This is a genomic window from Verrucomicrobium sp. BvORR106 (assembly GCF_000739655.1).
Taxonomy (GTDB): Bacteria; Verrucomicrobiota; Verrucomicrobiia; order Verrucomicrobiales; family Verrucomicrobiaceae; genus Verrucomicrobium.
The window spans coordinates 1-25,607 of sequence record NZ_BATR01000088.1 but is presented as its reverse complement, the minus strand read 5'-3'; the positions used below and the strand labels follow the sequence as shown (position 1 = coordinate 25,607).

Below are 25,607 nucleotides of genomic sequence, written 5' to 3'. Positions count from 1 at the left end.
GGGGAAGATGTCAGAGATTCTCTTGGGGAATGGCGGCAGCAGATGGCTCACCGTAGGCCAGGGCGAACTCCAGCGCAGCGTTGTTGCGGAGATCCATCCTAACCAGCAGTCCGGTCCGCAAATCGAGAATGTGGTCATGGAGCTCGATCCACTGGATGACTGCCGGGTCCATCGGCGGCGTTGGCCCCTGCCAAGCCGTGACTGTGGTCTCGAACACACGCAGGTGACCGTGATTGACCGACGCGAACGCCCCTTGCGCCGTTTTCACGAGAGCCTCCGCTCCGTGGGCGAAGAGACTGACAATGCCGTTCTCGATATCACCCTCTACCTGGGTCCACAGGCTTTCGCCAAAGGCCTGTTCCTGCCACGACGGCATGCGCAGCCAGATCCACGACATGTCTGACGGAGACTGGTGCCGCAATCTCCATATCTGCGGCTCCACCTGGCTCTCATCACACACGCTGTTGACATACCGGGCCCGCCAGAGCAGACGCAGGATACGGCCGCGGATCTCATCCATGGGGCGGGCCTGTGCCAGCACCTCGTCCACCGCATGGCTTGCAAAGCGGTTCGCCAGCAAATCATCCAGCAGCGTGGCCAGCACCTCCTCCGGCAGGATGTGCAGGACATCCCGCTTCCGCGGAGGCTCGGGATGGCTGGACCGTGCGGCGGCCGCCCGTTTCCTGGCCTTCTCCTCCCCCACCAGATAATCCTCCGCCCGGCGCAACTGCTCACGCAAGTGACTGATCTCCCCGCGCAGATGGTAATACCAGCTCTTCAGCGGGCTCACTGCACCATCCGATTCCTCGAACTCCCAATCGTCCAGTCGATCATCGGCAGCATCCAGTTCCTCATGGGCCTCTTCCATGAGCGACCACAGCACCTCGTCCGATACTTCCAGAGGAAAGATCATCCGCTGGCCCGCCTGACGAATGGCATTCAGGTCGAACTGCAAGGTTCCATCCGCTCCGGCCTTCACATTGACCAGCGCCGCACCATCCCCCGGCATGTCCAGCAGCTTCACCGCCAGCGGCTCCACCAGATGGGTTTCCACCGCGCGACGCAGGGCCCGCGCGCCGAAGGCCAGGTCGAATCCACGATCCGCCAGTGCGGCCAGCACCTCCTCCTGCAGCATCACGTCCACGTGACGATCCTGCAGGCCCTGCCGCTTGAGCGCCTTTTCCGCCATGGCCCGGGCCAGATGCAGGATGTCTTCCTTCCGCAGCTCGTGGAAGGGCACGATACGATCCAGCCGGTTGAAGAACTCCGGGCGGAAGTGTTTGCGGGCCGCCTCAATGTAGTGCTCCCCGCCGGCAACAGCCGACGCCGCGCCGAATCCCATGCTGCGGCTGCCCACGCCGGCACCGAGGTTCGAGGTAAGGATGATGAGGCAGTTGCAGAAGTCCGCCGTCTGCCCCTGGGCATCCGTGAGACGCCCCTCCCCCAGCACCTGGAGGAGCAGGTCCAGCACATCAGGATGCGCCTTTTCCACCTCATCAAACAAGAGGAGGCTGAAGGGTTGGCGACGCACACGGGAGGTGAGCAGGCCGCCGCGCCCCGGACCACCGATGAGCCGCAGGGCGGCGTCTGCGGACGAGTACTCGTTCAGGTCAAAGCGGAGCATCTTCTCCTCACTGCCGAAGACAAAGTCTGCCAGCGCGCGGGCGCACTCCGTCTTGCCCGTGCCGGTGGGACCCAGGAATAACAGTGTCCCCATGGGCCGGCGGGTGTCTTGCAGCTCCGCCTTGGCCATGAGGACCGTGTCCACCATGGCGGCGATGGCCGGCTCCTGGCCGACAATCCGCTGAGCGAACGCCTTGCTGAGCCTGCCGGGGGCAAGCGTCTCTCTGGCATCCAGCATGTTCCGCCGGATGCCATGACGGCTGGCGAACCACTCCAGCACCACCGGGCCGTTCACCACACTCTCACCGGCAGATTTCAACCCTTGGGCGAGGGCCTGCACCATCTCCACCGCCTTGCCGGGGAAGGCCCGCGCCCTCGCGAAGCGCTGCTGGAGCTGCATGACCATCGGCACCACATCCAGGGTAAACCGCGTTCTCGCCCCCGGCGGCATGGCCTGCAGGGTGCGCACCAGGATGCGGAGCGTTGTTTCATCATCCGTCTCCCGCACGTGCATGACATGGAACATGCTGGCAAACGCGCGGTCCATCTCGCGCAGACGCGCCCAGACCTCCGGCGTGGCCTCAGCGAGGATCGCGACGGGCTCATGCTCCTGGCGGGCCTTCAGCACATGGCCCAGAGTGAGCTCGCTGCCGGAGCTCTTCCCCGCCTCAAAGAGGCCGGGCAGATCATCCAGCACCAGCACATGCCGGCGCTTCCGCAGCTCCGCGAGCATGACCGTCCAGCGCTCCTCCCACTGCCCGAGGTAAGACATGCCGCTGATGACGCGTTGCGGCGAGACGTGCCAGAACTGGCCCCGACGGGAGACTCGCGGCGACTCGATGATACGACGCACGCACTCGTGAATGAGAGCCGTCTTGCCCACCTTGGGAGGGCCCACCAGCACCACCATGGGCAGGTGGCTGCTCTTGCGGCTAAACCAGCCGGTCAGCTCGGTGACCTCCGTCTCCCGCAGCAGGGCCCGCTGCAGTTCCTGTGGGTACTGGCGGTCCAGGCTGCGCCCCACGCGGTAGAGCTCCTGCTGCCCGTCCATGGGATCCTCCTGGCCCAGGGATACGAGCCCAGTCTTCTCCGCCGCCAGGCGCTGATTGCCCGGCACCACCACATTCACATGCGAGACATGCGGTTGGCTCCCGGAACTCCAGGGCTCCAGGTCCACCACCTCGTCAGACTCCTTCTCCAGCTTCCGGAAGTTCTCGGTGAGCACCCGCTGCAACGCATCCTCAAGCCGGGTGCCCGCCGGCCAAAGGAAGGTGAGCCCCTCCCCTCGTGGCAGGACGGCCAGACGGCGATCGCCGGAATCAAACACAGCCACAAAGAACTGCGCCTCATACGAGTGACGGCGGAGTTCAAGGCGCAGGCGCACGGAGTGCCCCGTTATCTCCGGACTGAAGCTCCAGGTGAGCAGGGAGCGATGATCCGGCTTGGTCACGAGCTCCGCCAGATGCCGTTGCAGGCGCTCTTCCAGCCGCTTCAGCGCACGGTCCTCCTGGGGATCCGTCTCCTCCCATTGGCCACACAGGGGCGGCAGCAGCGGCCGCACGCGGAAGCGCGCCTGCCCGCCCGGCTCGCGGTGGTGGTCCACATACACGGGGATGGAAAGCTTGCGGTTCATGAAAGTGCCTCCTTCAGCAGCTGCTGACGCGCCGCCCTCAGCAGCCAGTCGGGATCAAACTTGCCACTCTCGCGCTCGCCACTGGGGCCGTCCTTCACGATCTGTTTCACGGGATCATACTGGCGGCGGATCAAGCCGCTCTCCAGATCCGGCTGGCCGACCAGGCCATCCAGCGCGAGGTGGAAGTCCTTGAGTTGTTTCACCGGCGGTTCCGGCACATACACGGTGATCCGGCAGGTCCAGTCCGGCGGCTGCCCCTGGTTCGTGGAGTTACCCTTCGCGTTCTCACTGTCGCCCGGCAGGCGGCTCCGGCGGGAGAGATGCAGGCCGCCCTCCCCTTTCAGGTAGATGGGAGCGCGGCCCCCGGTCACCCAGAGCACGATGGCGCTCAGCTTGTCGCCATCGGCCTTGGCGAGGGATTCACAGAGCACGTCCTTCTCATCCACATCCACAAAGGCACGGAGGCCGCTGGCGTCGCGCTGGCGGACCGGCACCTCCCTGGCAAAGTAACCCACCTGCACCTTGCCCCCTGCAGCCAGGGCGAGCGCGCGGTACACGCGGACGAAGTCCACCAGACACACACCCGGCTGCCCGCGGAACTCCAGCACCAGTGTTTCAGGGGGCGGTTGGAACATTTCCAACGCGGTCAGCGCCAGCTCCTCCACGTCGTGTTGTTTGATGGGATCAACCGCCGGCGCATCGGCAGGGCGGCCGTGATGCAGCGCCAGGATGAGCGTCTCCTCATGCTCGGTCTGGGTCTTGTGCGCACCGTCCACGGTGGTGACACATTCCTTGAGCGCCTCATAGCGCGGATCATGCGCCACCCAGGCCTCCCCACCCCGACGGCGGCTCTTCAGCTTCAGACGACGACGACGGGCCTCCAGCACACGGAGGTTCCCGCTCAAGGCATTCATCATGGTGCAGATGCGCAGCTGGGCCAGGGACTCCCGGATGCGCGTCATGTGCTCCAGCCTCTCTTGCAGCATCTGGATGCCGGAGAGATGCTCCGCCTGCTGGAGCGGCTTGGTGAACTGAAACTTCACCTTCCCATCCGCTCCCAGCTCCGCCTTCACCAGACTCTTCGGTGCCAGATTGAAGGGCAGCTCCGCCGACAGTGGAGCCAACAGCTCCTGGGCGATACGTCGCTTGAGCGGACGCGCCCCGTAGCGGGGATCATACCCCTCCCGGGCCAGATGCTGGATGAGCGGCTCCGCGACCTCCAGACGCAGCTTGCGCCCCGCGAAGCCGGGACGCTGGGTGATCGCCGTCAACTCCCGGCGAGTGAGCGCCTCCACCACCTCCTCGGAGAGCGGGCGGTAGGGCACGATGGAATCGATGCGGTTGAACATCTCCGGGCGCAGCACAGCCTGCACCGCCGCGGTGAAGTGCTCCACCGCGTTCCGCCACGTCTCCCCGTCCTGCTGAAAGCCGAGCCGCCCGCGGGAGAACTCCCGGGCACCGAGGTTCGAGGTCATAATGACCACGCAGTTGCTGAAGTCCGCGGTGCGACCGGCCGCATCCGTGAGGCGGGCCTCGCCCAGCACCTGGAGCAGAAGGTCAAACACCGCAGGGTCGGCCTTCTCGAACTCATCCAGCAGCAGCACGTTGAAGGGTTGATCCCGCACGGCCGCAGTGAGCAGACCCTCGCGCCCATCCTGACTGCCGCTGACCAGACGCTGGGCGCTCCAGGGGTGGTTGTACTCGCTCATGTCCAGCCGGATCATGCGGTCCGCCGCCTGGAAGAGGAACTCCGCCAGGGCCTTGGCCATCTCCGTCTTGCCCGTGCCCGTAGGCCCGGTGAAGAGCAGGGACATGAGCGGACGTCCGGGCCGGGAGAGCCCCGCCTTGAGCCGGGCGATCATGGCCACCACGGCAGCGACCGCGTCCGGCTGACCCTGCACCCTTTCCTCGAACCACTGCCGGGCGGCCTCCAGGTCCAGCGGCAGGGCGGGATCCAGCAGACGCCGGGGCATGCCGGTCTCCTTGGTGAAGGCGTCATACACCTCCGCCTCCTCCACCAGAATGTCGGCCACCGTCTTCTCATGCAGACGCCGCATGAAGCGCAGCGGTGCTCCGGGAAAGGCCGCGTAGCCCATGAACCGGCGGTGCAGCGCCGCCACGCGGTGCAGGGCGGGTCGGGTGAAGCGCGCGCGATCACCCGCCATGGCCACGGAGGCCGCAAGCAGGATGGCATCGGCCCGCTCTGGCGTGGGCTCCTCCACCTTCATGATGCGGAAGGCATCGCCCAGGCGGGGGTCGATGCGCTCCACCACGCTGAGCTGCTCCGGCGTGCACTCTGCGATGACCTGCACCTCCCGCCGCACCAGGTACGGCCGGATGAAGGAGGCGATGCTCTCGTTGCCCGCGCTGCTCTGGCCCACATTGAGCAGCTCAAAGAGACTGCCGAGGTGCAGCACCACCCCCTGCTCCCGGGCCCGCAGGAGCAGCTCGCGACAACGCAACTGCCACTGGCCAAAGCCGCAGGCCCCGGCGATGAGACGTGCCCCGCTGGTACGATGAAACTCACGCTGCCCCAGCCCGTGATCTCCACGGTCCGCAGCCAGCTTCTGCACCAGCGCGGTCTTGCCCACGCCGGAGGGGCCCACCAGCAGGATGCTGGGCTTGTTCTCCAGATTCAAGAGCCGCGCCAACTGGGCCACCTGGGACTGCACCTCGAACACCCTGGGCTGGAAGATGCCCTCCATGCGGGTGCAGAGCTGCGCGAGCGCGTCTTGCTTCCCTGGCTCTTTGTTGCGTTGTTTCCAGCGATCCTTGGCCGTGCCCAGGTTGGGTGTCCAGTGCAGGCGGGTGAGCTCCAGCGTGCCTCGTTCCAGACGGGCGAGCTGGAGCAGATCCCGGTTGAACCCTTCCCGCTTGATGGCCAGCAGCACGTGATCTGCCAGCATCTCCGGCAGACGTTCACGATCCGGCGCGATGACAGCGATGTTCAAGGCGGGCACGGTGGCGACCGCATGTGCGCCTTGATCCCAGACAATGGCTTCCAGCGTGATGGCAACGCCCTCCCGCCAGGCCTCACTGCGTCGCGCAGGCTCCACGGTGAGCTCCACCCTGGCCAGGGCGGGCTCGCTGCGCACGAGACGGCGGTTGAGCTCATCCAGCGGATGTTTGCTGAGGATTTCCCCTGCCAGATCCAGCAGCTCGCTGCGGGCACGACGCACCCGGTTGCCAAAGGTGGCCGCCTCCGGCACCAGCAACAACTCCACCAACACCTGATCATCGCCCTCCGGGCTCAGCTCAAGCGTCCGGGTGACAAGGTAAAAAGCGGTGTCCATCTCTGACATGCTCTGCATCCAACACAAATGGTCAGCTAAATGCCAGCATCACCTTCATGACACACCTGCGTTTTTTAACAGGTCCCCTGCAAAAAGGCGCAGTTGAGTCTGAGAGAGTTCGCGAGGATTCTCCGCCCCCGCCCGGTGCGGCTCGGAAGCGATTCTGCAGATTCACCGGGCGGGAAAAAACCCACGTCTTTTTCCCTTCAGGAATAGTTCCACCTTCACTCCCCCGCCCCATGGGAGCTTCACGAGACAACTTCATCAAGTACCCGCGCACGCCGCATCTCTTTGGCTCAAAGGGCACGGACGATGACAAGCACCTGGGGCCCAAGGCCTCGGCGGCGTTTGTCAAAGACCCCTCGCTCATTGTGGAGGAGAAGCTGGACGGCACCAATGTGGGCATCCACTTCCTCACCAACGGAAAGCTGTTTCTGCAATGTCGCGGGCATGAGATCACAGAGGGCATGCATCCGCAGTATGATCTCTTCAAGCAATGGACCGCCGTGAAGCGCTCCGTGCTGGAGACGATGCTGGAGGACCAGTACATCCTCTTTGGCGAGTGGCTCTATGCGCGGCACAGCGTGCACTATCGCGGTCTGCCCCATTACCTCTTTGAGTTCGACATCTATGACAAAGAAGCCGGGCACTTCCTCTCTCTGGAGCGGCGGCTGGAGTTGCTGGAGGGCACAGGCATCCCCACGGTGCCGGTGCTGCACGAGGGAGCTGCCACGCAGGAAATGTTGCAGGAGTTGATCGGGGTCTCGGAGTTTGTGCATCCCGGCGCGGGTGGTGTGGATCATCGCATGGAGGGTCTGTATCTGCGGACCGAGGCCGATGGCGTGGTCACAGGTCGGGCCAAGATCGTGCGACCGGAGTTCGTGGAGAAGATCAAGGAAAGCACGCACTGGCAGCAGCAGGTGATGGTGGCGAATGAGTTGGCGGACGGGGCGGATATTTGGGCGTGATGTGGGGCAGGGTTAGATGTTATGAGTTAAGGGTTATGAGTTGAAATTGGGCATGAGAAACTGGCAGGACATTTCGAAGGGCTCGAATGAGGAGATCATCCGCTGGGCGGCGGGGAGTGAGTGGGCAGATGCCATGCGGGCGTGCCAGCAGGATGCGATCTGGCATGCGGAGGGGGATGTGTGGACGCATACCCTGATGGTGTGTGCGGAGGTGGAGAAGCTGGAGGGGTACGAGGAACTGGGTCGAGAGGACCAACTCAAGCTGCTGTTCACCGCGCTCTTGCATGATTCAGGCAAACCGGCCACCACCGCGCTGGATCCGGAAACCGGGCGGTTGCGGTCGCTAAGGCATTCCATTGTCGGGGCCAGCCTGGCGCGGGGCGTCCTGGCGGAGCTGGGATGTCCGCTGGAGCTGCGCGAGGAGATCGTGCGCCTGGTGCGCTATCACGGTCGGCCTCCGTATCTCCTGGAGAAGGCGCACCCCGAGCAGGAGGTGATCCGTTTGTCGTGTCTGGTGAAGAACCGGCTGCTGCATCTCTTTGCCCTGGCAGACACCCGCGGTCGCGATGCTGATGGGACCGTACGGACCGAGGAGATGCTGAACCTCTGGCGCGATGTGGCGGTGGAGCACGGGTGCTATGACGGGCCCTATCCTTTTGCCAATGCCAGGCGCGGTTTCTGTATTTTCGGGAGGCCGTGGGCGATCTGCACCATGTGCCGCATGAGGATTACAAATGTCGCGTGATCATGATGAGCGGCCTGCCCGGCGTGGGCAAGGACACCTGGCTGGCGCGGAACCGGCGGGAGCTGCCGGTGGTGTCCCTGGACGCGGTGCGGGATGATCTGGATGTGGATGCCACCGAAAACCAAGGACGCGTGATTCAGGAGGCGCGGGAGCGTTGCCGCCAGCATCTGCGCGCCGGGGAGGACTTTGCGTTCAATGCCACGAACCTGACCGTGAGTTTGAGGAAACGCTGGGTGGATCTGTTTGCCGGGTATGGCGCGTGGATTGAGATCGTTTACCTGGAGGCTGATTTGAGAGATGTGCTGAAGCGGAATGCTGGAAGGAAGGATCCGGTGCCCGCGAGTGTGATTGAGAAACTGGCGGGGAAGGTGGAGGTGCCGGATGTGGCGGAGGGGCATGGGGTGACGTTTGTGGTGCTTGGTTGAAGGGGGAGCGGGATCGGAGTGATGGAGTGATGGAGTGATGGAGGGTTGGAGGGTTGGAGTGGGAGAATGGGCCTTGCTGCCATCCCTCCGGGATGGGATACGTTTGGGGAGATTTCCGGAGGTATCAGTCGCTACGCTCCTTCAACCATCCGGCTAATGGCTGTGATGCCTCCGGCATCGGGTTGCTGGCGGGAGAGAGGGCCATAATGAAGAGATGCCCAAGGCTGCGGGAAGCTGTTCGCAGTTCAATCTTTAGATTGTACTACAAACAGAGTCGTCCAGCTTCGCGCGAGCACACAGGCTGACGGCGGTGACAATGGCCGATTGAGTTATTCCCTCTGCCGGAGCTGAGGCAGAGGCGGTTGTAGTTGTCGACGTGAGGAGGCACTAGCTGAAGCGTCTGCGACGGGGATAGCGCGATCGGTGTGCGACTACGAAGCGCTCCGCTCCCGAGCGTTCTGGCGAGAGCGTTGGCTCCTTGGTCGTCATTCTTGCCGCAGCGTGATAGACGAGGAAATTAGTGCCTCCTCACGTCGACAACTACGGTCGGCTTTGGGGAAGTTGAGGCAGGAGGGAAGGTGGGTGGAGTCTCCAGCCCCCTCTCTCTGCTCACTCTCTCCGCTCACTCCTTCACCGCCTGATTGAAGCAGATACGATTCCCGAACGGGTCGATGACTTCCAGGACCTTGGCCCCCCAGGGGGCGATTTCGATTCCTGGGTTCATGTTGGGGTTGGGGCGGGTGGCGAGTTCTGCGTGAAGGGCCGTCACGTCGTCAAGATGGACCAGGATCTTGGAGCCGGGGGTGCAGTCGCCGTAGTGCTCCGAGAGATGCAATACCAGCTCGTCGCGGGAGACCTGAAGGTAGCGTGGAGAGTTGGGGCTGAACTGGTGCTCCCAGTCGAGCTTGAATCCCAGCCAGCCCAGATAGAAGGCCCGGGCGAGCTGATGGTCAAAAATGCGGAACAGAGGGATGGGTGCCTGGAGTTTCATGTTCTGAGCAAAGAGGTTTCTCCGTTAGATGTTACCTTGTTGGTCAAGGGGTGGAAGGTAAAGGGCAGCCGGGGGCGAGTGCGGATGGAGATGCGGGGGAGGAAGACAGCAAAGTGGAGGTCAGGGGCGCAGGTGGGGTGCCTGGGTTATAGGGTATCACCAGGGGCGCGAAAGCGGCGGTTCCCGCGCGCACTCCAAAGATGCTTCGCATCCAGGTGTAGGGAGCGCGGCGTGTGAAGCTCGCGCTACTGGCCAGCGCCACCGGAGGGAGGGCGGTTTCGCGCCCCCTCCCGCGCTCTGCTGGTCTCCCAGCTTACTGGATTACCGGTTTACTGAATTACTGTTTTACCGAATTACCGAGCTACCGTCTCAGCGCGAGCGCGCCGCTGCTGCTTTGTCTTCCAAACGAAAACACGGCTTCTTCCAGCTGGGATTGCAGCTCTTTCAGCACGTCTTTGTCCGCGACTTTCTGTTCGGCCTTGTCCTGCACGTAGATGGCATCCAGAGCGACGCCTTTTTCGGTATTGATTCGGGCGTGGCAGATGTTCAGGCCGAGCTGGCCGATGGCCATGAAGATGTCATACAGAAGACCGATGCGGTCCAGGGCCTGGATCTCGATGACGTTGTAGTCGGTGGTGAGATCGTTGTTGATGTACACACGCTGGGGCACCTCGGCGGCGACGTCTTCCAGCCCTTTGAGCGAGCGGCGGTTTTCCTGGATGGCCTGACTAAAGTCGAACTCACCGGTCTCGAAGGAGGTCTTCACGCTGGATTCCACCCGGGCCTTGGTGCGCTCGTTGGTCACCGGGCTGAAGTCGGTGCGGCAGACGCGGAAGACGTCGAGCACGACATCATCACTGCGTTGATAGAGATCGGCGCTCAGAATGTTGATGTTCTGGGCGGCGAGGGCGCCGGCGATACGGGCGAGGAGGAGGTGGCGGTCCCAGCAGACGACAATGAGCTCGCTGCAGCCCTGTTCAGGGTGCTCCACCCAGGTGAGGCCGGGGAGGAGGTCCTCCTGCGAGGTCCCCTTGGCCACAGTGCGGAAGAAGCCCCGGAAGGCCTCGATGTGAAACGCGATAATGTCCGGGCTGCGGAAGTTGAAATAACTCCGCGGCATGTGCTGGAAGTGCGCGGCGATCTCGCGCTCGTAGTACGAGTCCAGCTTCTTGCGCACCTCTCCCTGGAGCTCCTCCAGGGGTGCGGAGATGCTGCTGATGAAATCGGAGGGATCGTTGAGATAGCGAACCGTGTTGTGGTACAGGTGGAGGATGAGACTCTCCTTCCAGGAGTTCCAGCTCTTGTCACTGGTGCCGCGGGAGTCGGCCAGGGTCATGACGAGCAGGGCGTCCAGGTTCTGCTTGTTGCGCATGACCTCCGCGAAGTCGGAGACCACCTTGGGATCGTCCAGGTTCTTTGTGGTGGCGGTGCGGTAGAGCGTGAGGTGGTGGTCCACCAGGAACATGAGGAGCCGGCGGCGGGCGCCCTTGATCTGGAGGCGCCGGCACACGCGGTTGGCCAGCTCAGCGCTGGCGTCCGTGTGGGTGCTGGTGTTCAGCGCGCGGCCGGAATCATGCAGGAGCAGGGCCATGTACATGATGGAGGGGTCCTGCATCTCGCGGAAGAGGTGCTTGTAGAGCTCCATGCCCTTCTGCGGGGTGGCATCCGCCAGCTCATCCATCTTCTCGATGGTGCGCAGGGTGTGCTCATCCGCCGTGTAGCGGTGGAAGAACTCATGCTGCACCAGACACGTGAGCGCGCCGAACTCCGGCATGTACCGGCCGAGGAAACCCACTCGGTGCATCTGGCGGAGCACGCGGGCCACATCCCCACGCTGGCTCAGGATGGCCTCAAAGCTCTCCCGCACCGCCTTGTTGTAGCGGAAGGTGATGTTGATGAGCGCCCAGCTCTGCTGGACCAGATGAAACAACTCCGGACTGAGACGCAGGTGCCGCTGCTGGGTGTGAACAAAGAGGCGCATGAGCCGCGGCGGATCCTCCAGGAAGATCTCCGCACTCTCCGCGTAGAGACGGTCGTTCTTGGCGACGAAGCCGTCGAACTTCTCCACCTTGGGCACGGTCTTGCGCAGCAGGCGGGCCACCAGGCTTGGCTTCCCGTTCTCCACCGCCTGGAGGTGGTAACGGTCCATCAGCTCACTGCAGCGGTGCAGCATGTTGCTGCTGTGCATGTAGTAGTCCCGCATGAAGACCTCGATGCGGTTGAGGATCTTCTTCTGACGGTAGCCGAGGTTCGTGGCCACGATGCCCTGGAGGCGCAGCGTGAGCACATCGCTCTCCCGCTTCTCGATGTAGTGCATCTCCGTGCGGACGCGGAGGATGAAGTCATAGGCGCGCTCCATGTCCTTGAGCGAGGTGGCGGGGAACTCCACCTTCTTCACGATCTCCTTCAGGTCGATGGTGCGGTACTTGGCGTAGGACATCCACAGGGCGTTGTGGTAGTCGCGCAGACCGCCGCAGCCGTTTTTCACGTTGGGCTCCTGCACGAAGGCGGTGTCCTCGTGCTTGGCGTGGCGTTCGGCCAGGTCCTTCTGGCGCATCTGGAGGAACTCGATGTCGCGCCCGTCCATGCACTCCTTGTCGAAACGCAGCTCCAGCTCGGCAAAGGGCTCCGGATCACCGGAGACGAGCCGCGCCTCGATGAGGGCGGTCTTCACCTGGTTGTCTGCGTTCGCCTGCTTGATGTTCTCCCCCACGCTGCGGGTGGAGGAGTCCCCGACCTTGAAGCCGGAGTCCCAGAGCATGGTGAGGAAGGAGGAAACAAGCTGGGCCAGACCGGGAGGGGTCTGCGTGCTGTTGCCCGAGAGGAGGAAGAGCAGGTCCACATCGCTGCCCGGGTTCATCTGGCGGCGGCCGTAGCCGCCGGTGGCCACGAGGCTGATTTTCGTCTTCGCCTGCAGGGCCGCGTCCGCGCCCAGCAGCATCTCCTGCCAGAGGTGCTTCAGCACGGCATCGATGAGGTCTGAGCGCATGCTGCAGATCTCCATGCCGCTGCCGCCGGCGCGATGCAGCATGCGCAGCCGGGCCTCCTCCACCTTGCGGAACCGCTTGAAGGCCCGCAGCACCTCGCTGTTGGACCGGGACTTGCCGGTCGTGTTGGCGAGGGCTTCGCGGGCGCGGGTGGAGAGCTTCTTGATGAGCTGGGGCATGTGTCGGCTGAGGAATTTTACGCTGGCGGAGTCTGAAGGGTAAGAGGGTCAGAAGGCGAGCACAGACTTCACGGGGCCGAAGCGGTCGATCTTTTCCCGCCCGCTGAGGAAGGCCAGTTCAATGAAAAACACAGAGCCCAGCACGCTGGCGCCCATGGCCTCCACCAGTTCCAGCGCCGCACCGGCCGTGCCACCGGTGGCCAGCAGGTCATCTGCCAACACGACGCGCTCTCCGGGCAGGAGGGCATCCTCATGCATCTCCAGGGAGGAGGTGCCGTACTCCAGGGCGTAGTCCACGGTGCGGGTCTTCCAGGGGAGCTTGCCCTTTTTCCGCGCGGGGACGAAGCCGCAGCCCAGGCGGGCGGCGAGCATGGCACCGAAGATGAAGCCGCGGGCATCGATGCCCACCACCTTGTCCACCGTGCCCCACCCGGAGGTGACGTCTTCCATGGCGTCCACCGCCAGTTTCAGGAGCTCGGCGTCGGCCAGGACAGGGGTGATGTCCTTAAAAAGCACCCCGGCCTGGGGAAGTCCGGCACATCGCGAATGGCAGTCTGGAGGCGGAGGAGGGAGTCTTCGTTCATGGTGGGGCAGAAGGGGCGGGCCAAAGTGCATGCGCGAGGGCCAAGGGCAAGCACGTAGAATAAGGAGAGCAGACAGTGGGCCCACCCCACCCCGGAAGGGCCACTTCCTCTCCGGAAAGCCCGTCCCGCGCTCGACATTCCCCGCTGTTTGGTCCACATTTCCAATCCCATGGAACTCACCCGCCTGCTCCTGATCCTCTCCACCGTCGCCTTCATGGCGGGCGTGGTGCATGCGATCGCCGCCCTGCGGGCCGGACGCTGGCAGGAGAACAAGTGGCAGTTCCTCCCCATGGCGGTGGGCTTCGCCTTCCAGTGCGCCTTCCTCTACCTGCGGGGGGAGATGCACGCCCGGTGCCCGCTCACGAGCCAGTTTGAGGTCTTCATCTTCATCGGCTGGTGCATTGTGCTCCTCTACTTCCTGGTGGGGGCCACGTACCGGCTCTCCCTCCTGGGGCTCTTCACCGCCCCTCTCATCGCCATCCTGCAGACGCTGGCGCTCTTCATGCCGGACAACCCGGGCTCCGTGAAGCACGTTAAGATGTCTGTATGGGAGCATCTGCACGCCCCGCTGGCGATGATCGCCTACGCCGCCTTCGCTCTGGCCTGCATCACGGGCGTGATGTTCCTCCTGCAGGATCATCTGCTGAAGAAGCACCGCATTCACGCCCTGTTCCGCCAGCTCCCGCCCATTCACCACCTCTCACGCGCCATCATGCGCATGGTCGCGCTGGGGGTGCTGCTGCTGGCCGTGGCCATGATGTCCACCTTCAAGATCCACCTGCCCATCAGCACGGTGAAGATGACCATCTCCTGGAGCATCCTGGGCCTGTACACCGTGATCCTGCTGCTGATGTGGCGGCACACGCTCTCCGCCCGCCACACGGCCTGGCTCTCCGTGCTGGGCTTCTTTGTCCCCTTTCTCTCGCTCTGGGTGGTGATCGGCCGATAGCCCGCCCCATTCCGCCCGTTCTTTTACGCCCCGCTTCTCCCGCCACCCCAGCATCCCTTTCCCCTTCCCCGCCCTCCATGCTTCTCTGCCTCGGCCTGAACCATCGCACGACTCCCATCGAGTTGCGTGAGCGGCTGGCCTTTGCCGAAAGCAAGCAGCCGGAGGCGGCGCAGCAGATCAAGGGCCTGCCGGGCTTCGAGGAGAGCACGGTCATCTCCACCTGCAACCGCGTGGAGATATTCACCTCGTGCGATCACAACAACCCCGAGCAGGGGCTGGCGGTGCTGCATGATTATCTGGTGAACCACTTCCAGCTCAACCCCGCCCAGCGGGAGGCGCTCACGACCTACAAGCTGAGCCACGCCGATGCCGCGCGGCATCTCTTCCGCGTGGTGAGCGGGCTGGACTCCATGGTGCTGGGGGAGACGGAAATCTTTGGCCAGGTGAAGGCTGCCTACAATGTGGCGCTCAAGGCCGGGGCCACGGGACGCACGCTCAACAAGCTCTTCCAGCGCGCCTTCAGCGTGGGCAAGCAGGTACGCAATGGCACCAACATCCAGCGCGGCTCCACCTCCGTGGGCAGCGTGGCGGTGGACCTGGCGGAGAAGATCTTTGACCTGCGCCAGTGCCGCGTGCTCCTGATCGGCGCCGGGGAGATGAGCCGCACCTGCGCCCAGAGCCTGCTCTCCCGCGGGGCGAAGAGCATCTTCATCTCCAACCGGTCCTACGACCGCGCGGTGGAGCTGGCCAAGGAGATGGGCGGTCAGGCCCTGCGGTTCGATGAATGGGAAGGCGCGCTTCACGATGCCGACATCATCATCAGCAGCACCAGCGCGCCCCACTTTGTGGTGAAGCCGGAGCTCATCGAGCCCGTGATGCGCAAGCGCCACGGCCACTCCCTGCTCATCATCGACATCGCCGTGCCGCGCGACGTGGATCCGCGCGTGAACGAGATCTCTGAAGTGTACCTCTACGATGTGGATGCGCTCCAGGCCATCGCTGACGAAGGCCGTCGCGAGCGGGAACGCGCCCTCGCGCTGTGCGAGGAAATCATCGAAGAGCAGTTGCGCAAGTTCGGCTATCAAGAAGATTCCGCCTCCGGGGCAGCCCTCCAGCGCGAAGAGGATGACAATCCCGTCCTCCCGCTCACGCCCCGCAATTCGTAACCCGTTTCCCCTTTCGCCCGCCTTGATCTCCCAATTCACCGACACCATCCGACTGGGCACCCGCGGCAGTGAACTCGCCCTCCGCCAGGCGGAGATGGTCGAGGCCGCGCTGCACGCCGCCCACCCCTACCTGCGTGTGGAGCGCAAGGTCATCGCCACCACGGGTGACAAGCGCCCTGACCTGCGCTTCTCCGAGTTCACCGATGGCGACCGCCTGGACAAAGGCATCTTCACGAAGGAGCTCGAAATCGCCCTGGCCAGTGGCGAGATCGACATCGCCGTGCACAGCCTGAAGGACGTGCCAACGGTGCTGGACGCGAAATTCTTCATCGCGGGCGTGCTGCCGCGTGCCCCCATCGAGGACGTGCTCATCTCCCGCGAGGGTTACACCCTGGCGACTCTGCCGGCTGGGGCCAAGGTGGGCACCAGCAGCGTGCGCCGCATCCGCCAGCTCCAGTGGCTGAACCCGGGTGTGGAGTGTGTGGAGATCCGCGGGAATGTGCCCACGCGCATCCGCAAGCTCTTTGTCCCCTCTGATCTGGATGCCATCCTGCTGGCCCGCGCCGGGCTGGAGCGCCTGTCCCTGCTGGATGGCGAGCACGTGGTGGTGGACGGCCAGCCGCTGCATGCGGTGATCCTTAACTGTGAGGAGTTCCTCCCCGCCGCTGGCCAGGGGGCCATCGGCATCGAGGCCCGCGTGGATGACGCCCACACCCTGGAGTTCCTGAAGGCGATCAATCACGAGGAGACCTACGCCCGTGTCACCGCAGAGCGGGAGTTCCTCCACATCCTCAAGGCCGGCTGCCAGACACCGATCGGCGCGCACACCTTCCTCGAAAACGGAGTGCTGCAGATGAAGGTGCGCGTCTTTGACGAGACCGATCCGAGCCGCCCGCCCAAGGAGGTGACCTCCACCGAGCCCTATCACTCGCCCAAGGGACTGGCCGCTGAAGTGGCCGCGCTGGTCACCGCGCTCTGACCTGTCTGCCTGTTCGTTTTCCCTTTTCGAGTCCGATTTCGATTCCGTTATTTCCTGCTGCCTCCCTTTTTCATCGATCATGCCTGCTGCCTCCAAGTCCTCCTCCACCGGCATCTGTTACCTCGTGGGCGCCGGCCCCGGTGATCCGGGCCTGCTCACGATCCGCGGGAAGGAATGCATCGAGATGGCAGACGTGGTGGTGTATGACTACCTGAGCAACGTGGAGTTCCTCCGCTACGCCCGGCCGGATGCGGAGAAGATCTACGTGGGGAAGAAGGCCAAGGACCACACCCTCACGCAGGAAGGCATCAACAAGCTCATCGTGGAGAAGGCCCGTGCGGGCAAGATCGTCACCCGTCTGAAGGGCGGCGATCCCGTGCTCTTCGGTCGCGGGGCGGAAGAGGCAGGCGAGCTAGTGGACGCGGGCATCGCGTTTGAGATCGTGCCTGGCATCACCTCCGCCATCGCCGGTCCGGCCTATGCGGGCATCCCGGTCACGCATCGCTCTCATTGCTCCCAGCTCACCATTTTCACGGGACATGAGGATCCCACCAAGCCGGAGAGCTCGCTGGACTACGCGAAGATCGCGCAGGCCGATGGCACGAAGGTCATGCTCATGGGCGTGGAGCGGATCGAGGAGATCACCAAGAAACTCATCGAGAACGGTGCCAAGCCGAACACGCCGATTGCGCTCACCCGCTGGGCCACCACGGGCCGCCAGCGCACCATCGAGGGCACGCTGGAGACCATCGCCGGCATTGTGCAGGAGACCGGGTTCAAGGCCCCCGCTGTGTGCGTGATCGGCACCGTGGTGCTGGAGCGCGACAAGCTGAACTGGTTCGAGAAACGGCCGCTCTTTGGCAAGCGCATCGTGGTCACCCGCACGCGTCAGCAGGCCGGCGGCCTGACCAAGCAACTCAGCCTGCTGGGCGCGAGCGTGCTGGAGATCCCCACCATCAAGATCGAGCCGCCGGAGGACCTGAAGGCCTTCGGCCAGCTCGTGATGGACTCTCACACGTATGAGTGGATCGTCTTCACCAGCCCGAACGGGGTGGACCGGTTCTTTGAAATGTTCTACAAGCTCTATGATGACGCCCGCAGCATCGGCGCAGCCAAGATCGCGGCCATCGGGCCCGGCACGGCCGAGCGCGTGAAGGCCTACCACCTGGCGGTGGACCTCATGCCGGAGAAGTTCGTGGCTGAGGGGCTGATCAAGGCCTTCAAGGAACAGAGCGTGGAGAACCAGACGGTGCTCTGGGTGAAAGCGGAGAGCACCCGCGAGGTCCTGGGCAACGAGCTCGTGGGCCTGGGCGCGATCCTGGACGAGGCCATCGCCTACCGCACCGTGCCGGAGGACGCCGATCACGAGTCCATCACCCAGTTCAAGGAGGAAGGCGCGGATGTCATCACCTTCACCAGCAGCTCCACCGTGGAGCATTTCCTTGAACTCAAGGTGCCGCTGCCAGAGGGCATCAAGGTGGCCAGCATCGGCCCCATCACCTCCGACACCCTGCGCAAGCACGGCGTGCGGATCGACATCGAGGCCAAGGAGCACAGCATCCCCGGCCTGGTGAAGGCGATTGAAAAGCATTTCGCCAAAAAGTAAAAAACAGGTGCCGCGCACAGCGGGTTGAATCATGATCGGGCGGGTGGCGTTGATGCCGCCCGCCCGTTTTGGTTCTTGGTTCCTATTTCATCATCCAATTCAGCCTTCCCGTCCCGTGTCCCTCGCCCCCGAGTACACCGCCCTCCAGCCCCGCCGCCTGACCACCGCTCTGGCCGGTCATGCGCTCGGCACGGAAGTACAGGTTCATGAAACCCTGCCTTCCACCAGTGACCATGTGCGGGACCTGGGCAGCGCCGGGTATCCCCACGGGCTGGTGGTGCTGGCCGAGGAACAAACGGCCGGCCGCGGCAGACGGGAAAACCGCTGGAGCTCCCCGCCCGGGCAGGATCTGCTGCTCTCCGTGTTGCTCCGTCCGGAGGTGAAGATGGACCTCTGGCCTCGCACCACCACCTTCGCCGCACTGGCCATCTGCCGGGCGATCGAGTCGTTCAATCCCCAGCTCAACCTGCAGCCGGCCATCAAGTGGCCGAATGATGTGTATCTGAACGACCGCAAGGTGGCCGGCATCCTGGCCGAGACCTTCACCGGTGGTGGCAGCGCCTACATGGTGCTGGGCATCGGTCTGAACGTGAACACCACCACGTACCCACCCGAGCTCAGCCAGCAAGCCACGTCGATCCGCCTGGCCACAGGCAGCAGCACGCCGCTGGATCGGAACACCATCGCCATCTCCTTGCTGAAGCACCTGGACCACCTGCTCTCCCGCTATGACGAGCATTATCCGCAGGTGGTGGATGAAGTCCGCCAACGCAGCTGGCTGCTGGGGAAGAAGCTGACGGCCATGGTGGACGGCACCGAAGTCCGCGGCGTCGCCGCCACGCTGAATGCGGAAGGGCATCTGGTGGTGCAGCGCGAGGACGGCAGTGTGATGACGCTCACGAGCGCGGAACAAGTGAGGCCCGTAGGGCTGGGGAGTTGAGACGCTGCCGCCGGGGCGGCTGCTGGTTGAGACGGCTTCGCCTGGTTGAGGCGCTGCGCTCGAGTGGATGGCGGTCTGGGGCGGAGTGACACGGGCGTCCCGCCTGTGCGTGTTACCGGCATCCTGCCGGTGGGGAAGCTCAGCGTAGTGGAGAAGGTATTTTCTCACACGAAGGCACAAAGGCACGAAGGATTGGCAAAGCAGGAACAGGGCGATACGGACTCCGTTTTTTTGGAAGAGGTTCGCACAGGGATTGGTGTATTGCTTTTAAGCGAAATCACGCCCCTTGAGCCGCATCCCACCTCTCACCGTCTCAATGCTCAGCTCCGATGGCTGGGTGCAGAAGCGCACCACGGTGAGGATGGAGAACACGATGGGCCAGGGGACTTCTTCATCATTCGGTTCGATGAGTTTACCCAGATTGTTAAATCTGCTGTGCGGCCGATGGGCAAACGACATCAGTCGCCGGCGAGGATCACTCCATCACTCCATCACTCCATCAAAAAGGCCTTACAGCTTTCACTGTAAGGCCTCTCTGAAATTGGTTGCGGGGACAGGATTTGAACCTGTGACCTTCAGGTTATGAGCCTGACGAGCTACCGGGCTGCTCCACCCCGCGATTGGATTTATAGAGTCGTTCATTATCCGCTTGTTGCAAGGGGAAACTGCAACATTTTACGATTATCTTTAAGATCCCGCGTCACCATTGCGTGACTCTCTATCTACGAAGACCTCCTTGTTGATCCATCCCTCACTGACACATGAAGAAACTACCAGCTCTCACCCTTCTCGCGGTCTTTGCCGCAGCCTGCCATGGCGAAGACAAGCCCTCCCCGATCGGCTACGAAGACACGCCAATCATTCCTGGCACCGAATGGCGCGTGCATGACATCAAGCGCCCCGCCCCGCCCGTGGTGGCTCCTGGGAAGACGAATGCCAGCGCCCCGGCCGATGCCGTGGTGATCTTTGATGGCGGCAGCACAGACGCCCTGGTGAGCAAGGATGGCAAACCCTGCCCATGGAAGGTCGAGAATGGTGAACTCCTGATTGCCGGCGGCGACTGCTGGACCAAGGAACAGTTTGCGAGCTGCCAGCTCCACATCGAGTGGATGAGCGCTCCGGAGACCAAGGGCAACTCCCAGAAGAAGGGCAACGCCGGCGTGTTCTTCATGGATCGCTATGAGAGCCAGATGCTGGATTGCTACAACAACCCCACCTATGCCGATGGCGTAACGGGCTGCATCTACGGTCAGACGCCGCCGCTGGTGAACGCCGTGCGCCCTGCTGGCGAATGGCAGACCTATGACATCATCTTCACCGCACCGAAGCTGAAGGATGGCAAAGTGGTGGAGCCCGCCTATGTGACGACCTTCGTGAACGGCGTGTGCGTGCAGGTGCACACGAAGATCATGGGCCCGACCAAGCACAAGAACATCACCAACTACGACGGCGACTTCCCCGAGAAAGCTCCCGTGCGTCTCCAGGATCACAAGAACGATCCCCCGGTGCGCGTGCGCAACTACTGGGTGCGCCCGCTGCCCTGATCAGCCTGACGCGGCAGCTGCAAGCCAGACTGCCGAGCTATTACCTAGAATCCCGGGCGCGAAAGGGCCCGGGATTTTTCATGCCCTCGAATCACCCGGCCGGAGGCAGAGGATCAGGCGGCGAACGCCTCAATCAAGCGGGCCGCATCGTGCAGATTTTCCTCGACCCGCCAGGCCCCGAGGGACTGCAGGGAGGGATGATCAAACTTGCCCGTGGCCACGGCCAGGCATCTGGCCCCCATGGCATGGGCACAGGCCACATCACGGGGTGTGTCCCCGATCACGATGACCTGCTCCGGGGTAAAGTGCCGCTGCGTGGCCTGGGCCATGCGGCGCACCGCCACGGGACCGAGGTGGTTGCGATCCTCACCATCATCGCCGAAGCCGCCGTCCAGGAAATGTCCGTGAATACCGAAGCGCTCCAGCTTGATGACGGCGCCGCGGCGGATGTTGCCCGTGAGCAGTCCGACGGAGAAGCGATCTTCCTGGCCCACCTGGGCGAGCAGGTCCACCACCCCGCCGAGCAGTCGCCCAGCAAATTCGTCATGCCGCACCCGGCGCTGCAGGTGCCCGAGGTAGGAGGCGTAATAGGCCTCCGCGCGATCAGGCTGCAAGGGCTGGCCCGCATCTGCGAAGAGCTTGCGGATCACGCCGCCATCAGTCGCGCCCGCCAGATCCAGAGGCGGGAGATCTTCCCGCAGGACGCCGAGGACTTCCTCGGCAGCGTCCAGCAGGGCTCCGGCACCTGCCCCACCGGTGTCGAGCAGGGTGCCGTCGATATCAAAAAGGAGCAGCCGATGCTTTGGGCTTCCGCTCATGCTGGCTGGCTCCACTGGGTTCTGTTCAAGACTAGGCCGAATCCACGTTGGACGGATCGATCACCAGACGAGGCTTCGCCTTGGTACCGTTCTGCTTGGGTGCAGGCGCGGGAGCGGGAGCAGGAGCTTCGCCCGTAGGAGCGTCGCCATTGGAGCCCTCCACCTCATCATGGTGGTCATCTTCATGGTGCTCCTCATGGGTGTTGTCCTCTTCCTCAGGGTCAAGGAACTTCCCGTGCTTGAAGTTGGCGAACTTCCGCTGGCGCTGCTTTTCGGGCAACGGGGAGATCTGCATGTTGATGTTACGACCGGCCATCTTCGGGTCCTGGTCCACGTGGCCCATCGTCAGGAGATCCTCACGGATGCGCTTGGCGAGCTTGAAACCGATTTCCTGGTGCGCCATCTGGCGACCTTTGAACTGGAGCTGGACACGGACCTTGTTGCCTTCGGACAGGAATTCCTCCCCGTGGGCGATCTTGATGAGGTAGTCGTGCGGATCGATGCCGACGCGGAACTTGAGTTCCTTCAGCTTGCCACCCTTCTGGGCCTTGGCGGACTCCTTCTTCTTCTTCTCCTGCTCGTACTTGTACTTGCCGTAGTCCACGATCTTGCAGACCGGGGGATCGGCGGAAGCGGAGATTTCCACGAGATCCATCCCGCGCTCCTTGGCCATGCGGACTGCTTGACCTGTCGGCAGAACGCCGAGCTGCTGGTTCGTGGCACCATCGATGACACGGACTTTCGGAGACCGAATACGGTCGTTGACGCGGGTTTGATCCTGGAACCGGCCTCCACGGTTGAAGCCTGGTCGTGGTCTGTTATTGAAGCTAGGGTTGATGACGCACCTCCGGTGAGTTAATGGCAAAAAGACATCCAACATGGATGCCAAAGCATACGGGCATGAACGCAGTGGGTACCATACGGGACACACTTAACATACGCGAGCCGACAACTCTTTCACATCCTGTACAAAACGGATGAGGCTGCGGCGAAACGAAATGTTGGACGACATGCTGAAGAAAAAATCCCTGGCGGGCCGAGTCAAATACGCCCTTATGTGCCAGACAGGTAGGGATACGCTCTCCTCTCAAGATTGCAAGGTGAATTTTCTGTCGTGTTCGATCTTGTCCAGTTTCGGTTGGGTTCATCCCCCTGGTGCACTAAACTTGCCGTGCAGCAACCGCTGCAAACCCCTCAATGAACAATACCTCCAGTACACACAGCAAAACCATCGGCTACCTCCTATGGATCTTTGGCTTCTTTGGCGCACACCGCTTCTATTATGGGCGACGGGTGAGCGGCATCATCTGGATGCTGACCTTCGGCCTCTTCCTCGTCGGCTGGATCGTTGACCTGTTCCTGATCCCCAAGATGGACCGGGAGGCCGACCTGAAATTCACCTCCGGCCCCATCGACTACTCGGTGGCGTGGGTGCTCCAGACCTTTCTGGGCATCTTTGGCATCCACCGCTTCTACATGGGCAAGTGGGTCACCGGCATCATCTGGGCGCTGACCGGCGGCCTGGTGGGCATCGGGTACGCCTGGGACTACTGCACCCTGAACCAGCAGGTGGATGAGCGGAATCGGGAATACCTCAGCCTGAACGAAGTCGCTTGACCTCAGCCGGCTGCGCGAGGCTCAGCCAGTCCACCCTTTAACTAAAAAAACAACGGGCGGATGGCTCACGCCATCCGCCCGTAAAGGAAATCGCTTTGCGATCTGGGAGGCTTAGAAGCTGAACACTTCGCCGTCCTTGAAGAAACGCTTCAGCTCAGCGGCTGCGGCTTCAGGGGAATCGGAGGCGTGAGCCACGTTCACCATCATGTCGCCACCGAAGTCGCCGCGGATGGTGCCTTTGTCAGCCTTGCTGGAATCCGTAGGCCCCAGCAGGGTGCGCACGGTGTCGATCACGTTTTCGCCCTTGAGCGCGACTGCCACCACGGGCGTCTGCTTCATGAAGGCGGCCACATCCGGGAAGAAGGGCTTGGATGCGATGTGGGAGTAGTGCTCAGCGAGGACAGCGTCGTCCAGCTGGAGCATTTTCAGGCCGCGGATCTGGAAACCGGCTCCTTCAAAGCGCTTGAGCACTTCGCCACAGAGATTTTTGGAGACACAGTCGGGCTTGAGAAGGATGAGGGTCGTTTGTTCGGCCATGGGGCGGAGTGTTTAGGTCAGAGCATTCGGGGAGTCAAGCACGATGCCATGGGGGATTCGGAGACGATTTCGCCTCAAGCGGACTTGTAGCCCTCGCAGCGGTTCTTCCAACCTTCCAGCCAGCGCTGCTCTTTGCGATCAGCCGGGGCGTTCTGGACGCGGCGGGTGAGGACACGCTTGGACGCCTCTGAGAACGCGGCCGGCGCCCCGGCAGCATCCGTCGGCCGCATCTCGATCAGCACCTGGAGGAGGCCCCAGCCCTGGCCGTTGTAGCGCTCCTTGGGATTGAGGCCTTCCCCTTTGAAATTGACGTAATCAATGAGGGCGAAATTGCCCGCGGCGGACTGCTGGAGCAGCGCCAGGTTCCGCTCCACGTGGGATGCCGCCTTCCCGGCAGCGGCCTTGAACTTGGGTGTGGCCGCAGCCAGCCGGTGGATGATGAACTGCGTCTGCTGGGCCACGGTGCGGGCCAGCAGGGTGCGCAACTCCTTCTGCCGGGGGGAGTTGCGATCCGCCTCAAAGGATTCGCGGGAGGTCCACGGGCAGTCGGGGGTCTTTAGCAGCCACGGCGGCACGGGAGCCCCGGTCTGCTGGAGCCAGCGGACCAGCGGCGGGAAGCTCTCCTCAAACGGGCCCTGCACACCGGCGGGGTACCAGATGAAGTGACCGATGCCGAGGGAGGCGAAGTATTCGCCCTTGTTCCAGCTCGTGAGGCCTTCGACTGTCCCGGCGCATTCATTCTGCCAGATCCGGCGCCCGATGCGCTCCAGTTGAGGCCCGGAGAGATTCTGCGCCTCCGCCGGAAGGGCGAGCACGGTGGTGACGATTAGCAGGAGCAGGCCCGAAACCCGGCCTGAAATGGAGATTTTATTAAAGCCAAATTTCATTTTTCTGGCAGTCGGAGTGACGATCATTTTCAATGAGTCACCCGGTGACTCACCGCTGGTTTTCCTTCGTTACGCAAGCTCGCAACCTAAAATGGGCTTCTTCGCACAGCCCAGTGTCCCATGCCCTATCTGGCGTTTAATCTCAACAACGGAAACGAGTTCATTTTCGACCTGGTCGAAGATCGGCTCAGCCTTGGGCGCAATGCCCGAAACGAAATCCTGATCGAAAACGACGGGATCTCCAGCTTCCACGCGGAACTGCTCAGGCAGCCTGACGGTTTCTATGAAGTGGTGGACCTGAATTCCTCCAACGGCACGTTCGTCAACGACGAACGGGTGGAACGGGCTCACCTGAAGCCCGGGGACAAGGTGAACTTCGGCCACCTGGAAGCCCGCTTCCGCGATACCAGACTGCCCGGTGGGGAGCGCGAGGCCCGTGGAGGGACCTCCTCTGCCGAGGACAAACGCCGCGATGCGGAGAAGCTGGAGGGCGGGCACCGCTCCACCCAGCTCATCCCGCTGCCAAGCTCCGCCCCCACAGGCGCGCTGCCAGTGCCGACGCCTGCGGCTGAAAAATCTCCGGCGACGGACGCTGAGGTCAAGCCAGTTGCATTGGCCGAGGCTGCACCTGCACCTGTAGCAGTTCCAGTCCCCTCGGGCGTCCCCACTCCCTCAGCCGCAACTCCGGCACCGGCTCCATCATCCGCCCCTGCCGCCAGCACACCGCCTGCGCCGAATCTGGCCCCGAGACCCAACCTTCCTCCCGCTCCGAACATGCCCCGGGCACCGATCCCGGGCCAAGGCGCGGGTCCGCGCCCCTTGCCCCCCGGTGCGGGTCCGGTCGCAGGCCCCAGTCGTCCCGGTGTGCCGGCCGCTCCGGTCGCCCCCCGCCCAGGTGGCGCGCCAGTGGGTGGCGCTCCGGTCATCGCCAGGCCTGGGGCACCCGTTCCGGGCAAGCCTGTGGCTCCCGTACCTGGCAAACCCGTCGCACCCGTTGTTGGCAAGCCTGGGGCACCTGCGCCCGGACGCCCCTCGGCACCGCCTGCCGGGAAGCCCCTGGGCCCCGCTCCGGTGGCCCAGCGCCCTGGTCCAGCCGCCCCCATGGGCCCGGCGAGCCGCCCGGTGGTGAGCGCCCC

General features: G+C 63.3%; 20 protein-coding genes, 1 tRNA gene and 1 pseudogene. 12 read left to right on the top strand and 10 right to left on the bottom strand.

What is annotated here, in order from left to right; all coding sequences use genetic code 11:
* Positions 1–10 precede the first annotated feature (10 nt).
* The gene (locus tag BV106_RS35535; protein WP_051945771.1) at positions 11–3,256 is read right to left on the bottom strand and encodes an AAA family ATPase; all 3,246 of its coding nucleotides are present in this window, start codon (positions 3,254–3,256) and stop codon (positions 11–13) included.
* On the bottom strand, positions 3,253–6,549 hold the full coding sequence (locus BV106_RS35530) for an AAA family ATPase (protein WP_265595662.1): 3,297 nt from the start codon (positions 6,547–6,549) through the stop codon (positions 3,253–3,255). The genes BV106_RS35535 and BV106_RS35530 overlap by 4 nt, the downstream gene beginning before the upstream one ends.
* 239 nt (positions 6,550–6,788) lie before the next feature.
* Here BV106_RS35530 and BV106_RS13680 point away from each other — a divergent pair, with 239 nt between their 5' ends.
* From BV106_RS13680 to BV106_RS38480, 3 genes are read left to right on the top strand one after another with little or no spacing between them, the layout of a single operon-like run.
* On the top strand, positions 6,789–7,517 hold the full coding sequence (locus BV106_RS13680; protein ID WP_038165506.1) for an RNA ligase family protein: 729 nt from the start codon (positions 6,789–6,791) through the stop codon (positions 7,515–7,517).
* A 52-nt stretch (positions 7,518–7,569) separates the two neighbouring features.
* Positions 7,570–8,262, top strand: coding sequence for an HD domain-containing protein (locus BV106_RS38485; protein WP_265595661.1), 693 nt, complete (start codon positions 7,570–7,572; stop codon positions 8,260–8,262).
* Positions 8,214–8,687 carry an ATP-binding protein gene (locus BV106_RS38480; protein ID WP_265595660.1) on the top strand — a complete coding sequence of 158 codons (474 nt, stop codon included), beginning with the start codon at positions 8,214–8,216 and terminating at the stop codon, positions 8,685–8,687. The genes BV106_RS38485 and BV106_RS38480 overlap by 49 nt, the downstream gene beginning before the upstream one ends.
* 622 nt (positions 8,688–9,309) lie before the next feature.
* Here BV106_RS38480 and BV106_RS13670 read toward each other — a convergent pair.
* From BV106_RS13670 to BV106_RS13660, 3 genes and pseudogenes are all read right to left on the bottom strand, one after another.
* Positions 9,310–9,678, bottom strand: a complete 369-nt coding sequence (locus BV106_RS13670; RefSeq protein WP_038165504.1) for a glyoxalase superfamily protein — start codon at positions 9,676–9,678, stop codon at positions 9,310–9,312.
* Between the two features lie 361 nt (positions 9,679–10,039).
* The gene (gene glnD / locus BV106_RS13665; protein ID WP_038165503.1) at positions 10,040–12,844 is read right to left on the bottom strand and encodes a [protein-PII] uridylyltransferase; all 2,805 of its coding nucleotides are present in this window, start codon (positions 12,842–12,844) and stop codon (positions 10,040–10,042) included.
* A 48-nt stretch (positions 12,845–12,892) separates the two neighbouring features.
* Positions 12,893–13,428 (bottom strand): annotated as a pseudogene (locus tag BV106_RS13660) (adenine phosphoribosyltransferase).
* Between the two features lie 169 nt (positions 13,429–13,597).
* On the opposite strand from BV106_RS13660, the gene ccsA reads away from it, so the two are divergent.
* The 6 genes from ccsA (at position 13,598) to BV106_RS38475 (ending at position 19,596) form a co-directional block, all read left to right on the top strand.
* Positions 13,598–14,377, top strand: coding sequence for a cytochrome c biogenesis protein CcsA (gene ccsA, locus BV106_RS13655; RefSeq protein ID WP_038165502.1), 780 nt, complete (start codon positions 13,598–13,600; stop codon positions 14,375–14,377).
* A gap of 77 nt (positions 14,378–14,454) precedes the next feature.
* Positions 14,455–15,543 carry a glutamyl-tRNA reductase gene (hemA, locus tag BV106_RS13650; protein WP_038165501.1) on the top strand — a complete coding sequence of 363 codons (1,089 nt, stop codon included), beginning with the start codon at positions 14,455–14,457 and terminating at the stop codon, positions 15,541–15,543.
* A gap of 22 nt (positions 15,544–15,565) precedes the next feature.
* The gene (gene hemC / locus BV106_RS13645; protein ID WP_051945767.1) at positions 15,566–16,522 is read left to right on the top strand and encodes a hydroxymethylbilane synthase; all 957 of its coding nucleotides are present in this window, start codon (positions 15,566–15,568) and stop codon (positions 16,520–16,522) included.
* Between the two features lie 79 nt (positions 16,523–16,601).
* The gene (gene cobA / locus BV106_RS13640) at positions 16,602–18,128 is read left to right on the top strand and encodes a uroporphyrinogen-III C-methyltransferase (RefSeq protein ID WP_038165500.1); all 1,527 of its coding nucleotides are present in this window, start codon (positions 16,602–16,604) and stop codon (positions 18,126–18,128) included.
* Positions 18,129–18,243: 115 nt separating this feature from the next.
* Entirely contained in the window at positions 18,244–19,068 is an 825-nt protein-coding gene (locus tag BV106_RS13635; protein WP_038165499.1) for a biotin--[acetyl-CoA-carboxylase] ligase, read from the top strand.
* A gap of 105 nt (positions 19,069–19,173) precedes the next feature.
* Positions 19,174–19,596, top strand: coding sequence for a hypothetical protein (locus BV106_RS38475; protein ID WP_265595658.1), 423 nt, complete (start codon positions 19,174–19,176; stop codon positions 19,594–19,596).
* Positions 19,597–19,610: 14 nt separating this feature from the next.
* Here the strand turns inward: BV106_RS38475 and BV106_RS13625 are convergent.
* Positions 19,611–19,687 (bottom strand) — tRNA-Met (locus tag BV106_RS13625).
* A 142-nt stretch (positions 19,688–19,829) separates the two neighbouring features.
* On the opposite strand from BV106_RS13625, the gene BV106_RS13620 reads away from it, so the two are divergent.
* A complete protein-coding gene (locus BV106_RS13620) occupies positions 19,830–20,612 on the top strand; it encodes a DUF1080 domain-containing protein (RefSeq protein WP_038165497.1) in 783 nt (260 codons plus the stop codon).
* 113 nt (positions 20,613–20,725) lie between these two features.
* On the opposite strand, the gene BV106_RS13615 is transcribed toward BV106_RS13620, so the two are convergent.
* Together BV106_RS13615 and infC are read right to left on the bottom strand one after the other, a co-directional pair.
* The gene (locus BV106_RS13615; RefSeq protein WP_051945765.1) at positions 20,726–21,430 is read right to left on the bottom strand and encodes a haloacid dehalogenase-like hydrolase; all 705 of its coding nucleotides are present in this window, start codon (positions 21,428–21,430) and stop codon (positions 20,726–20,728) included.
* A 31-nt stretch (positions 21,431–21,461) separates the two neighbouring features.
* The gene (gene infC / locus BV106_RS13610; RefSeq protein WP_081891708.1) at positions 21,462–22,310 is read right to left on the bottom strand and encodes a translation initiation factor IF-3; all 849 of its coding nucleotides are present in this window, start codon (positions 22,308–22,310) and stop codon (positions 21,462–21,464) included.
* A gap of 317 nt (positions 22,311–22,627) precedes the next feature.
* Here infC and BV106_RS13605 point away from each other — a divergent pair, with 317 nt between their 5' ends.
* On the top strand, positions 22,628–23,047 hold the full coding sequence (locus BV106_RS13605) for a TM2 domain-containing protein (protein ID WP_038165493.1): 420 nt from the start codon (positions 22,628–22,630) through the stop codon (positions 23,045–23,047).
* Between the two features lie 111 nt (positions 23,048–23,158).
* Here BV106_RS13605 and ndk read toward each other — a convergent pair whose 3' ends face one another.
* Positions 23,159–23,584, bottom strand: a complete 426-nt coding sequence (gene ndk / locus BV106_RS13600; RefSeq protein ID WP_038165491.1) for a nucleoside-diphosphate kinase — start codon at positions 23,582–23,584, stop codon at positions 23,159–23,161.
* Between the two features lie 74 nt (positions 23,585–23,658).
* The gene (locus BV106_RS13595; protein ID WP_265595657.1) at positions 23,659–24,471 is read right to left on the bottom strand and encodes a hypothetical protein; all 813 of its coding nucleotides are present in this window, start codon (positions 24,469–24,471) and stop codon (positions 23,659–23,661) included.
* A gap of 120 nt (positions 24,472–24,591) precedes the next feature.
* Between BV106_RS13595 and BV106_RS35525 the strand changes: the two genes are divergently transcribed.
* The coding region (locus BV106_RS35525; RefSeq protein WP_265595656.1) for an FHA domain-containing protein at positions 24,592–25,607 on the top strand (1,016 nt) is incomplete at its 3' end.